Raw genomic sequence first — 13,270 nt, 5'->3', positions numbered from 1 at the left:
CTAGTTCCCCCTGTTAATTGATCTTAGAATTCAACTCTGTTTGAAGTTCGTGCAGATCACTTGCGGAAATCCCTAATTCGTCATAGCCATTTTGGATCACAGTAGTATTCACAGACTGGGCCTGCTTAGATTGTCCCTTTATAATAAAGGTGCTTAAATCCGCTACGCTCGGATACTGGAATATATCTTTGGTAGTTACTGTAATATCTTTCACTCGGAGTTGCGCCGAAATTTGAATCGCTTTTATTGAATCTCCTCCCAATGTATAAAAATCCTCGACTACACTTATGTTTTCAATCCCCAACACCGTTTCCCATACACGGGCTATCGTCTCTTCAGTACTGTTCCTTGGACGTATCGCTTGATTCTGAAAAAGCTGGCTTGTATTAGGAATTGGTAGTTTTTTATAATCCACTTTGCCATTTGCGTTTAAAGGCAACTTCTTTACCTTTACAAAATAGGCAGGGATCATGTAGTTCGGCAATCTTTCGGATACCCATTGCCTGATTTTTTCGGTATTCATTTCTTGATCTGCAGCAAAATACGCACATAAGCGCTTATCTCCTTGTTTATCTGCCTGCTCCATGATGAATACTTCTTTAATGGCCTGATTTTCAAGGATACACTTTTCAATTTCACCTAATTCAATTCGGAACCCCCTAATCTTTACCTGATGGTCATTACGACCTGTAAATTCAATTTCTCCGTTTGCAAGTCGTCGCCCTAAGTCACCTGACTTATATAATCGTTTATCATGTAGATAGAAAAATTTCTCTTGAGTTAATTGGTCATTGTTGAGATAACCTCGTGCGAGGCCTTCTCCAGCAATACACAGTTCCCCAACTGCCCCAATTGGCTGCTGCTGATTATCCGAATTAAGAACAAGCACCTCCGTATTCTTAATGGGTCGGCCGATCGGAATCGTAAACATCTCCTCATTAACTTCTTGAACTTCATGATACATCGCATAAACGGTACTCTCTGTGGGGCCATACATATGAATAAATTTCCCTTTACCCATCAACTGAAAAGCTTTATTTACATGTACTATGGATACTCGCTCGCCACCAAAAAGTACCTTTCTTACATTGGCCAAGCAATGAATTTCAAGGTCTACGAGTGTATTAAAAAGGGCCGTTGTCACAAAAAAAAAGGAGACATTCTCTTTTAAAATCAATTGGGCTAACTCAGATACATTAAGCATTGTCTCTTTATCTACTAAAACAAGTCTTGCTCCATTCAAAAGGCTCCCAAATATATCAAAAACAGACCCATCAAAAGCAAAGTTGGACAATTGGAGAATGGTATCTTGTGGTGTAATTTGTACATAATCTGAACTTTTCACAACTCTCATTACATTGATATGTTCAATCATGATTCCTTTAGGTATACCGGTCGAGCCAGAAGTATACATTACATAAGCCAATTGATTAGCCTCTGAAATACGTATTGGATTACTCTTATCACGATCATCTGTTTGTTCCAGCACATCCTCAAGAACCAAAATCCGATGTCTTTCGGAACCTTCCAGTTGTGCTATTAGCTTTGTAATTATAGAAACGTTTGATCGCGAAACTACAATGATTGATAAGTTAGCATCCTGCACAATAACCTTTAACCGCTCACTTGTATTTTCCGGATCAAGAGGAGTATAGCCCGCATTGGATTTCAAAATGCCCAGTATCCCAATAATCATCTCTGGTGAACGCTCAGTAAGTAGTCCAATTAGTTGATCAGGTTGAACACCTAAATCTTGTAAAACATAGGCAAGCTTGTTGGCTTGCTTATTTAACTCTTCATAAGATATATGAGTTTCTCCATAGGTAAGGGCCGTTGCAAATGGCGCAACTTCAACTTGTCTTTCAAATAAATCTGCAAGTGTTTCTGTACCGCTGCACTCCATACTCTTTGAGTTTCTCAGTGCAATAAGTTCGATTTCCTCATCAGCACTCAAAATACAGATATTTTTCAAACAAGCAGAAGGTTCACTATAGATTTTCATTGCGACATTATATATATGATTTGCCATTCTTCGCACAGTATCTTCAGAATGAATATTGGAATTATAGATAAATGTTATGTTTGTTTCATCTCCCGGAAGCACTGTAATACTTAAGTCATAATTAGTATGTTCTATAACATCAACTTCCTTAATATTTACATCCACTTCCGCTAACAGATGTTTCCATGAGGAATTTAAAGGCGTATTATCAAACACATAAATATGATTAAACAGGCTTTGTCCGATCGACTGATTTTGAATCTGTGAAAGTGACAAGTGCTCATAGGGCTTAGATTTTAAATTCAGATGATGAATATGCTGCATTAGTGAGGTAAAAGTTTGGTCTCCCGCTGATTGTATACGTAAGGGAACTGTATTAATAAACAATCCTAGCATTCGCTCAACTGCTGGGATCTCTGGTGGCCGTCCTGCAACAACTGAACCAAATACAACATCGTTACTATTATTATATTTTTGCAGCACAATCCCCCAAAGACTCTGATAGACCGCGTTTAATGTAACTTGGTTGTTTCGAGCCAATTCTTTTAAGAAATTGGACAGTCGACGCTCTAATTGAATAGAATGTTTACCCAAGCTATAATTTTGAACTGATTTTTTTCCATTACTGCGTGTCTGATCTGGTAGAATGGAGCATTCTTCAAATCCGCTTAAATAATCTTTCCAGTATTCAAGAGCACTGTCTTGGTCTTGTATTGCCAACCATTCTATATACTGACTATAAGGCTGTTCCATACCAATGGATTGGCTTTGTCCTTTAACTAAAGAAGTGTAGATTTCAAATAATTCGCAAAGGATTAAATCGGAGCACCAGCCATCCATTAAAATATGGTGAAAAGTGAGTATACAAGTACTTTCACCAGGGCTTGTCTGTAGCACGGATAGCCTGATGAGCGGATCTTCCGTTAGGTTGAATCCTTGCTGACGATCCTTTTGTAAATAATGCTGGATCCACTGTTTTTTATCCAGATTTGATATATCAGCTCTGCTTTCATAAACAAATTGAAGAGGTCTTTCCGTCAGCACTACCTGAAGCGGCTGTTTGACCTTTTCCCATAAAAAAGTAGTTCTTAATACATTGTGCCGTTGGATAAGTGTCAAAAAGCTTTGCTTCATAAGTTCAACATTAAGATAACCTTCCATAGTTAGAATTAGCTGTACTAAATAAGTGTTGGGATCTGTATCTGACAGAGAATGATATAATATGCCTTCTTGCATGGGGGACAGCGTATATATATCCTGAATTTGTTCTTTTGAAAACGGGTTCACTCTACTCACCTGCCTAATCTAGTGTTTAGAATTTAAGGAACTGAGAAGCACATCATAAATCATATCTAAATCCTCTTCCTTTAAATTTTTTAATGTAAAGTCACTTGGAGTGCGCAACTGCTCCTTCTTGTCTATACAATGCTGAATAGTCCTGATAAGATGCTTTTCATATCTTCCAGCCAAATGTTGGATTTCTTGTCCACTAATTCGTGCACTATCATAGCCGATAGAAAGATGCAATTGATCTCCCGTGATATATCCTGTTATTTCAAGTGCATAACACAGTTCATTATTAGGGCTGATATTCCCTAATCCCTCGGGTCCAAAGGAAGCTGCACTGCTGTAAGAAGAGAGTTGGAAATATGGAGAACTTGAGATTGGGTCAAGTTGACCTAAATAATTAAAATTAATTTCTGGCTCAATAGAAAATGCCAAAGGTGCCCTCAAACTTTCCGGGCTAAGATACTTGAGTACCTCATAGTCCAAACCTTTATTTGGAATAGTTCTAAGATTCTCTTTGGTTTTTATAATCCATTCAGACAAATTGTCAGGCTCATACATACATAGAAGCACTGGGCACTGAGATGTGAACCAACCGACTGTACGTGTAATATTCATATCAGGTAAAATATCTGTACGGCCATGGGATTCCATATTGATTACAACTTGTTTGACTTTAAGCCAGTCATACAGAGCTATCCCTAAAGCAGTTATCAAAACATCATTTATATCGGTGTTATATGCATGATGGACTTGGCCAAGAAGCCTTTTTGTGTTTTCTTTTGACAGAGCAAATTTTAAATTACGTTTGTTCCTTTGTGTTGACACCTGTACTTGATCATTTTTCCACAGTAATAATTCTTGATTAACTTTTGCATTAAAATCCAGCCAATAAGGGATGTATTTTACTATTTCCCTACTATTCGAATAATTCTCCAATGCTTCAGCCCATTTTTGGTATGAATCTGTTTTTTCTTGCAGTATAACCACCTGTCTGCCTTTAATAATTTGCTCATAGGACTTTGAGAAATCTTCGATTAATATACGTAAGGAAATTCCGTCCATTACTAAATGATGTATCGACAGCAGCAAATGATCTCCTGACTTGGATCTGAACAGTCCTAAATGTACTAATGGCCCCTTCTCCAAACTTTTACTCCCTTGAATCTCTGAAATTTGGTCAATAATAAATTTTTCTTCATCCTCATGCGGCACGTCGAATACATTGAAATTGAATACCTCGGGACTCACGTCCATGTTCACCTGTTTTAAATTACCGCTCTCCATCTGATAAGTCATTCTAAGCGCGTCATGGTGCTCAACCAGTGTTCTCAAAACTCTGAGCAATGCTTCTGTTTCATAGCGTTCCGGATTATAAAACAGAACAGATTGATTCCAATGATGCTTATCAGTTAACTTTTTTGTAAAAAACCAATGCTGAATAGGGATAAGGGGGACATTCCCCAAAATTTTGCCTTGGTCACTCTTACGGTGAATCTGTTGAATGGACTGGCCAAATTGTGCAATAGTAGGCTGTTTTAAAAGATGATGACTACTGAGCCTTAGATTATGGGAGTTCAACTTTGCAGATAATTGAATGGCTTTAATTGAATCACCACCCAAATCATAAAAGTTATCATATATACCCACCTGGCCTACGCCAAGAACCTCACCCATTAGTAGGCATAGAAGTTCTTCTAAATCAGTGCGAGGCTGCTGAAGATTAGGTTGCTCCGATAAATCCCTGGTTGGCATAGGAAGAGCTTTTCGATCCACTTTTCCATTAATAGTCATAGGAAGTTCAGATAAATAAATAAAATAGGTAGGCATCATATAAATCGGTAATTCTTGCTTGATAAACTGACGCAACTCCGCCGTGCTTATCGTATTTTGGGCTACATAATACGCGCACAACTGCAACTGATCCTGCTCACTCTGAATAGCCTGCACCACTACTTCTGTGATTTCGTTATGTTTAAGTAGAATCGCCTCAATTTCTTCTAATTCGATCCGATGTCCACGTATTTTTACTTGCTGATCTAGCCTCCCACGATATTCCAAATTCCCGTCAGGAAGCATCCGAACTAAATCACCGGTTCTATATATTGTTATTTCCGGAATTGTTGGATGTTGGATGAATTTTTGTTCTGTAAGCTCTGGACGATTCAAATATCCTCTTGCCAGCCCACAGCCGCTTATGAAAAGCTCCCCAATTTGTCCATTATCAACAGGATTCAGTTGCTCATCAAAAATAAAAAAATGCGTATTCGGCAATGACAAGCCTATAGGAACTGAATTGCCTTCAAAATATGCTGAAGGAGCCATCCATAAAGAAGCACAAATGCTCGCTTCCGTGGGCCCGTATGCATTCACATAAGTTGTATACGGACTCCATTGATTTACCAAATTACTGGATGATGACGATCCTGCTGTTATCAGCAACCTTAAATCAGAAATACGTGAAACTTCTAAGTACACTGCATAACTTGGAGGCAGTGTTAAGACAGTTATCATATTTTCTGAAACATAGGATTCAAAATCAATGGGATCATGTATTATTTTCTGAGGAATAATATATAAGGTTGCCCCATTAAAAAGTGCCATGAAAAGTTCCCATACAGAGGCATCAAATGAAAAGCTGGCAAACTGACCGATTCGATCTTTTGAAGTAATATGGAACTTATTTGTCCAAATTGACTGCAAATTTTCAATTCCCTTATGTTCTAATAAGGTTCCTTTAGGCTGTCCTGTTGAACCTGAGGTATAGATTAAATAGGCGAGATTGCTTGAGCAAACATTCCGCTCCAAATTATCAGTCGAGCGATTGGAATACAGTTGTTCAGTCACTACTAATTTACTTAATCCTGGATGATTAGGAGTTCTTAAAGGCCGCTGTGTAAGCAGCAACTTCACATTGCTGTCACTTAGCATGAATCTAATTCTCTCCTCAGGGTAACCTGGATCAATTGCCAAATAAGCTCCTCCAGATTTAAGGACCGCTAATACTGCAATGATCATATCGACGGAGCGTTCCATCATAATTCCAACAATGCAATCAGTACAAACATTATGCTCAACCAATACTTTAGCTAATTGATTGGATTTTTCATTTAATTCGCGATAAGTTAGGCATTTTTCACAACTGACAACAGCGGGATGATCTGAATTAGCTACTACTTGCTTTTCAAATAGACTGTGGATAGTCATATGTTATTCCTCCCTGCCGAGGTTCCATCTTCTATTTACTTGAGTCCAACTTCAATGGAGTGCAGCATAACCTGACTCGAATTTAGTTTGAAATATTTTTTGATTTTCCGGAAATTCATATCACCAATAGAACACAACCCCACCTGCTCCAGCTCAGCTACTTGAGTTAACAGCTGCACCATAATTCCACAGTCGATAGCAGCATACAAATAGCCCATTCCCCCATATTTCGGCATCGTTACCTCACTGTCATAAACCATAAATACAGAAAAAGCTGATGTGCTAAATATTTCTTGATTTTGGGCATAATGAGCTTCTTGTGTGATTACACAGGCGCTGCTTACCATTTGTAGCATATTACGTACTGGATTATAGTAATATAAGCCTGCCTTTACCTTTTCTATACGGGCGTCCTTAACATAAATGAATATATCGATTGGATATAATCCACCATCAGTTGCGTAAAAATAGCGAATCTCCCCGTTAGTTATCGTCTGCTTAAAAACAGAGATTAGCTTTGAAAATGTTTTAAATGGAAGTTTGCGATTTATATCAAAATTACGATAAGATCTGCGATTTACAATCTCTTCTGTGAATGAAACATCCTCTAGAGGAAGTTCATACTCCATAACATTCGAAAATGAGCGTTCAAGCTGTTTTTGTTTGAAGTGATTGTAACGTTCCGGATCAATGAAAGTGTCTTCGTGGTGAGGATTGTGTACAAGATAATTATGCGGATAAAGGAGCTCTTGAGGGGATAAAATTGAATTTACTAATATGCGTTCATTAATTAAATGTTTAATAAAATCAACAAGGTGTTCCTGATTTAAATGAGAATAATGCTCGATAAGAGATTCCAGCTTTATGCCTTTTTGCGTTATGTAGTACAACTCAGGGAATAATTCAAGTGCTATACCAGAGAATATGGAATGCTCAATTTCAACAGCGTCCTCTGTTTTGCACCAACGAACGGATGGAGACCAGAAATACACAGTTTCATTCTGGATTAATTTAGATAATTGCACAGGGGCTTGCTTATGCATAATAGTTCCTCCTCTAAATATGATCATTTAAGGTATCTGGCCACTGACTTATTATGCTGGTTGTTTTTTATGATTGAATATCCATTCCATTTCACTATGCCTGCCGATACACCAACGACGGTACAATTGTCGGGAACATTTTTTAATACAACTGCACCTGCTCCTATTTTGGAGGAATCGCCAATTCTAATAGGGCCTAATACTTTAGCTCCCGCCCCTAAAACAACCCTGTTTCCAATAGTAGGGTGTCTTTTCCCCACGTCTTTCCCAGTGCCTCCTAAAGTAACATTTTGATATATCGTCACATTGCTTCCTATTACAGCAGTTTCACCTATTACAACCCCAATACCATGATCTATAAAAATCCCATCCCCCATCTTCGCGCCTGGATGTATATCTATTCCTGTAAAAAATCGTCCCCAATTAGATAACATTCGCGCAAATAAATACAAATGAACCTCAAAAAGGAAATGGGATAATCGGTAGAATAGCAGAGTATGAAAGCCTGGGTAACATAATACTATTTCAAGCCAACTATTTGCCGCTGGGTCCATTTCTCTAATAAACCGGATATCCTTGATTACCTTGCTTAACATTTCGGATCACTCCCCTTGCAGAAAGTACCTTTCCGATGAAAATGTAAGCATCATTATTAACTGTTCATATATTTCCACCTCTCTTATAGAATAGAAAACATTAATAACTATACATTTTTTAAAAAATATAAAATACTAAATATTTAGTATGTTACACAAGAAATATTCTACCTCCATATTTTCGTAAAGTAAATATTGAATTAATGTTTTTCAGGCTAAATTTATAATCGCAAACTGTATAAATTTAATCAGATTTAATAAATAAAAAAACTTTATTTCGCCAACACGGCTTCTTTTGAAGAGACACAGTGAGGAACGCAAGTAGGCAATAAACCTTTACATCATTGGACTGTAATGATATAATCCGACTATAATCCTTTACTAAACATTTAGTATAAAACATTTAGCAAAAGAAGTTATGAGAGGAGATATCATCTTGAGTACAACACGTGTAATGGTTCTTGGGCTCTTGCTGCAATATGGAGCAATGTCAGGATATGAAATACAACAGAAAATGCAATCAGCACAAACGGATAAATGGGCTTATGTGCAACCAGCTTCCATATATCATGCCTTAAAAAAACTGGATTCAGAAGGTATTGTACGTTTAGAAACATTAGAACAAACAGGGAATCGGTCTAAAGCTATATATGCTATTACGGAGACTGGAAAAAGCGAGTTTAGTCGGCTTTTAATCGAATCATTTAAAGAAACTTCTGTAGTGTTTCCAACAGCCCTGTACACAGCTTTGACTTTTATGGATGAGGCTGGCCTCCATGAAATAGAAGAAGCTTTAAGTTTTCAGCATCAAGCCATTGAAAAAATCTATAAAGAAATGAAATTAGGTCAGGAACAAAAAGCTGAACTTATGGATATCCCTGTAAACGTCATGTTAATTTTCAAAAATATTTATGATCAATGCGAGCTGCAATTAAAATTTGTTAAGCAAATTAAAGAGGAAATCAGAAGAAATTTATAGGAGGATGTAATGATGAAAATGAGTAAAGGAGCACACTATAAACAAAAAGCTGCTCTAACGGTTGTCGGATTAGCTGTATTCATTGACATGTTAATCTATGGATTAGTCGTCCCCATTTTGCCAAGATACGCAGATTCTCTTGGAGCAACTCAAACCGAAATTGGATTTTTGTTCAGCAGTTATGCAATTGCACTGTTTATAGCTACTCCTATTTTTGGTCTGTTAACGGATCGAATTGGGAGAAAGACTCCTCTGTTATGGGGGTTAATTGGACTCATAGCTTCCACTTTAATGTTCGCCATAGCCCACACCTTCTGGCTGCTTGTACTGGCACGTGCTCTTCAAGGGGTCGCAGCCGCCATGACCTGGACAGCAGGGCTCGCCCTGCTGGCTGAGCTATACCCATCTGAAGAACGCGGCAAAGCCATGGGCTTGGCGTTGTCTGGGCAAGCCGCTGGAACCCTTCTCGGACCGACAATAGGCGGTTGGTTATATCAATGGGGAAGTTACCAGTTCCCTTTTTACTTTGCCATCGCATTGGCCGTCATCGATGCTGTACTTCGACTAGTACTCCTGCACGATATTCCGGAAGAGAAAAATGAAAAGTACTTATCTCCTTTTTCGTTCATGAAAAATAAAGATTTGCTTTTGGTTATCGGGGTTGTAATTATCGGTGCATCCGTCCCAAGCGTACTTGAGCCAACACTACCGTTACACCTACAGCACAATTTTAACGCTAATCCAGGAGTTATCGGACTGTTATTTGCTATTCCCACACTTGCTTATGGCCTGGCAACCCCCTTTATAGGTCAATTCTCCAGCAAGATCGGCTATAAAAATGGAATTCTCCTCGGTCTACTTATGGTATCCATTGCTCTTCCTCTAACTGCACTTCCAGCAATATTATCACTTCAAGCTGTTATTTTAGCTGTTTTAGGAGTTAGCATGGGTATGGTTCTTGCTCCCTGCTTACCTCAACTTGCTGATATTTCTCAACGAAGTGGAATTCATTCTTATGGAATTACTTTTGCTCTCTATAACACGGCATACTCGATTGGTCTAATGATCGGCCCTATTTTGAGCAGTACTCTCACCGATTTAATGAATATTAAATTATCTTACTTAGTCATTGGTATTATTGTATTAATATACATGTTGGTACTCGCTTCAGCCTTAAGGAAAGCCAAAAATTCATCAAACAATATAAAACTAAGTAAATAAGTAAACAACAAATTCATATCACCTATAAGAAATAAAATACTTCCTTTGCAGCTATCCATCCCAGAGCCCCTAATCCATAGAAAAAGGTATCCCTCCAAACTTATCGCTAGGGGATACCTTTTTCGTCCATCTATGACTTAACTGGCTTAACCTTCATTAGCGCTTCAAGCGCGAGATTCAGCTTGAGCACGTTCACACGCGGCTCGCCGAACACCCCGGCGCTGCGGCCTTCTGTCTGCTCCTGCACCATTGCCTTCAGCTGGTCCTGCTCAATCCCCGTCAAGCTGCTAATACGCGGAATTTGAGCCTGTGCCGCCTGTGGCGAGATGTGCGGGTCCAGACCAGAGCCGGAGTTCGTAATCAGGTCCAATGGAACCTGACTTACGGGTACATCCGGGTTATGCTTCTGCCAATCCGCAATAGAATCCTTGATCCGCTGCACCAATGCCGGATTGGACGGCGCATAGTTACTTGAGCCTGAGCCTGCCCCATTGTAATCAATACTTGATACCCGACCTTGGAAAAAAGCGGGATTAGTAAAGGACTGTCCAATCAGCTCGGAGCCAATCACCCGCCCCTCCGCATCACGAATCATACTGCCATTTGCTTGCTGCGGAAACAGGATCTGCGCTACCCCTGTGCTGACTAGCGGATATGCCAATCCGCACAACAGGATCATTAGCACAGAGGTTCGTAAAGCCACTCCAATAACTGTACTTCCTCGCATCTCTTGTCTTCCCGGTTGATTTTCCGCTACCGCCTTCGTTCCTGTACGTATGTTATGACCTTGTCCCCTATATCCTGCTTTTTCATGTGCGGCAAATCTGCGTCCAGACAACATCCGATAAAAACCACTCATGTCGTTCACCCTTTCTGCGCTAAATCCACAAATGCACCAGCAAATCAATGGCCTTTATACCGACAAACGGTACGACCATACCGCCCAGACCGTAAATCAGCAAATTCCGTCCCAGCAGGCGATCCGAGCTCATCGGCTTATACTTCACGCCCTTCATGGCCAGCGGAATCAAAAGCGGAATAATAACCGCGTTAAAGATCAACGCCGACAAAATAGCGGACAGCGGGGAGCCAAGCCCCATGACGTTCAAAGCGCCCATTTGTGGAATGGCTAGCATGAACATCGCCGGGATGATGGCAAAATATTTGGCAACATCGTTCGCAATGCTGAACGTTGTCAATGCTCCGCGCGTCATAAGCAGCTGCTTGCCGATCGCGACCACCTCAATAATTTTGGACGGATCGGAATCCAAGTCCACCATATTAGCCGCTTCTTTGGCCGCGACTGTGCCGCTATTCATGGCAAGACCTACATCGGCTTGCGCCAACGCAGGTGCATCATTGGTGCCGTCTCCGGTCATGGCAACCAGCTTACCCTGTTCCTGCTCACGTCGGATAACCGCAATTTTATCCTCCGGCTTGCTCTCAGCTACAAAGTCGTCCACTCCCGCTTCTCGTGCAATCGTAGCTGCTGTCAGCGGATTATCTCCGGTACACATGATCGTACGGATACCCATTTCCCGGAGCTGATCAAACCGTTCCTTCATACCTGGCTTCACTGTATCCTTTAAATAAATAATACCGTATATCTGATCATCTAGCGCGACTGCCAGCGGTGTACCTCCTTCAGAGGCTACCTGATTCGCTTTTTCCTCCAGATCGGCTGGAACACTGCCATTTTGCGATACGATCCATTGCCGAACGGAATCCACTGCGCCCTTGCGTACCTTTCGTCCATCGGCCAGATCCAGACCACTCATCCGGGTCTCCGCCTTGAATTCGATAAAGGTTCCACCTGCCGCCAAGGATTCATCCAACGTATGCTCCTGTTTGCGCATCAACTCGAGAACCGAGCGACCCTCTGGCGTCTCATCCTTCATAGAGCTAATTGCTGCCCACTTCACTAGCTCTGCCTTCTCCACGCCCTCTACAGGCACGAATTCACTCGCCATCCGGTTCCCGAAGGTGATTGTACCTGTTTTATCCAGAATCATCGTGTTGATATCCCCAGAAGCTTCTACCGCCTTGCCTGACATGGCCAGCACATTAAACTGGGTGACCCGGTCCATACCGGCAATCCCGATGGCTGACAACAGTCCTCCAATCGTGGTTGGAATCAGACAGACTAGCAACGAAATCAGCACAGGAACAGGCAAATTAATGTTAAAATGACGGGCAATCGGCGCTAGCGTAACCACCACAATTAGAAAAATAATCGTCAAGCTAATCAGCAAAGTGTTCAGCGCAATCTCATTCGGCGTTTTTTGCCGCTGTGCGCCTTCCACGAGCGAAATCATTTTATCAATAAATGTCTCGCCCGGCTCTGTCGTAATCCGCACCTTAATCCGGTCACTAACCACTCTCGTTCCGCCGGTTACCGAGCAAAAGTCACCACCCGATTCCTTGATGACCGGAGCCGATTCTCCCGTAATTGCAGATTCATCCACCGAAGCCAAACCTTCAATGACCTCACCATCGCTTGGAATCATTTCGCCCTGGGAGACAATAACTACGTCCCCCTTACGCAACTCGGTTGAGCTAACCACCTGAATGTCATTTCCGACGAGCTTGTTAGCTTGCGTATCCTGCTTGGATTTTTTTAAAGAGGCAGCTTGTGCCTTACCCCGCCCCTCCGCGAGCGCTTCGGCAAAGTTGGCAAAAAGCAACGTAAACAACAGAATAACAAACACGGCCAGGTTAAAGCCTATTTCCTTGTCAGTTCCAAAATAACCGGGAAACAGTAACATTAGCAGCACGACCAATGTACCGATCTCCACGACGAACATGACAGGATTTTTCATCATCATCATCGGATTTAATTTTATAAAGCTATCCTTGATCGCATGCTTCAAGATGCTTCTGTCCAGCATGTGTTTGCGTTGTTCCTTCATGGTCAAACACCCCGTTCATCCATTCT

At 40.8% G+C, this 13,270-nt stretch carries 8 protein-coding genes; 2 read left to right on the top strand and 6 right to left on the bottom strand.

Annotated features, from left to right (window positions below):
• Positions 1-13 precede the first annotated feature (13 nt).
• The 4 genes from NSQ57_RS06750 to cysE are packed head-to-tail and all read right to left on the bottom strand — an operon-like array spanning position 14 to position 8,135.
• Positions 14-3,289, bottom strand: coding sequence for an amino acid adenylation domain-containing protein (locus tag NSQ57_RS06750; protein WP_342425824.1), 3,276 nt, complete (start codon positions 3,287-3,289; stop codon positions 14-16).
• Between the two features lie 18 nt (positions 3,290-3,307).
• Positions 3,308-6,496 carry an amino acid adenylation domain-containing protein gene (locus tag NSQ57_RS06745; protein ID WP_340954753.1) on the bottom strand — a complete coding sequence of 1,063 codons (3,189 nt, stop codon included), beginning with the start codon at positions 6,494-6,496 and terminating at the stop codon, positions 3,308-3,310.
• 35 nt (positions 6,497-6,531) lie between these two features.
• The gene (locus tag NSQ57_RS06740) at positions 6,532-7,539 is read right to left on the bottom strand and encodes a SagB/ThcOx family dehydrogenase (protein ID WP_186290454.1); all 1,008 of its coding nucleotides are present in this window, start codon (positions 7,537-7,539) and stop codon (positions 6,532-6,534) included.
• 23 nt (positions 7,540-7,562) lie between these two features.
• Positions 7,563-8,135, bottom strand: a complete 573-nt coding sequence (gene cysE, locus NSQ57_RS06735) for a serine O-acetyltransferase (protein ID WP_342425823.1) — start codon at positions 8,133-8,135, stop codon at positions 7,563-7,565.
• 436 nt (positions 8,136-8,571) lie between these two features.
• Between cysE and NSQ57_RS06730 the strand changes: the two genes are divergently transcribed.
• Together NSQ57_RS06730 and NSQ57_RS06725 are read left to right on the top strand one after the other, a co-directional pair.
• The gene (locus NSQ57_RS06730) at positions 8,572-9,114 is read left to right on the top strand and encodes a PadR family transcriptional regulator (protein WP_342425822.1); all 543 of its coding nucleotides are present in this window, start codon (positions 8,572-8,574) and stop codon (positions 9,112-9,114) included.
• Positions 9,115-9,126: 12 nt separating this feature from the next.
• The gene (locus NSQ57_RS06725; RefSeq protein WP_342425821.1) at positions 9,127-10,335 is read left to right on the top strand and encodes an MFS transporter; all 1,209 of its coding nucleotides are present in this window, start codon (positions 9,127-9,129) and stop codon (positions 10,333-10,335) included.
• Positions 10,336-10,465: 130 nt separating this feature from the next.
• Here NSQ57_RS06725 and kdpC read toward each other — a convergent pair whose 3' ends face one another.
• Together kdpC and kdpB are read right to left on the bottom strand one after the other, a co-directional pair.
• A complete protein-coding gene (kdpC, locus tag NSQ57_RS06720; protein ID WP_342425820.1) occupies positions 10,466-11,194 on the bottom strand; it encodes a potassium-transporting ATPase subunit KdpC in 729 nt (242 codons plus the stop codon).
• Between the two features lie 19 nt (positions 11,195-11,213).
• Complete coding sequence (kdpB, locus tag NSQ57_RS06715) at positions 11,214-13,244, bottom strand: potassium-transporting ATPase subunit KdpB (protein ID WP_342425819.1); 2,031 nt, start codon at positions 13,242-13,244, stop codon at positions 11,214-11,216.
• Positions 13,245-13,270 lie beyond the last annotated feature (26 nt).

It is taken from the genome of Paenibacillus sp. FSL L8-0502 (assembly GCF_038593055.1).
In the GTDB taxonomy this organism is placed as follows: domain Bacteria; phylum Bacillota; class Bacilli; order Paenibacillales; family Paenibacillaceae; genus Paenibacillus; species Paenibacillus polymyxa_D.
The sequence above is the reverse complement of the archived record's forward strand: the minus strand, read 5'-3'. Positions and strand labels throughout refer to the sequence as shown.

Coding starts and splice junctions, on each gene's coding strand:
- NSQ57_RS06745 (WP_340954753.1), bottom strand. CDS start 6,496: ATGACTATCCACAGTCTATTTGAAAAGCAAGTAGTAGCTAATTCAGAT.
- NSQ57_RS06740 (WP_186290454.1), bottom strand. CDS start 7,539: ATGCATAAGCAAGCCCCTGTGCAATTATCTAAATTAATCCAGAATGAA.
- cysE (WP_342425823.1), bottom strand. CDS start 8,135: ATGTTAAGCAAGGTAATCAAGGATATCCGGTTTATTAGAGAAATGGAC.
- NSQ57_RS06725 (WP_342425821.1), top strand. CDS start 9,127: ATGAAAATGAGTAAAGGAGCACACTATAAACAAAAAGCTGCTCTAACG.
- kdpC (WP_342425820.1), bottom strand. CDS start 11,194: ATGAGTGGTTTTTATCGGATGTTGTCTGGACGCAGATTTGCCGCACAT.
- kdpB (WP_342425819.1), bottom strand. CDS start 13,244: ATGAAGGAACAACGCAAACACATGCTGGACAGAAGCATCTTGAAGCAT.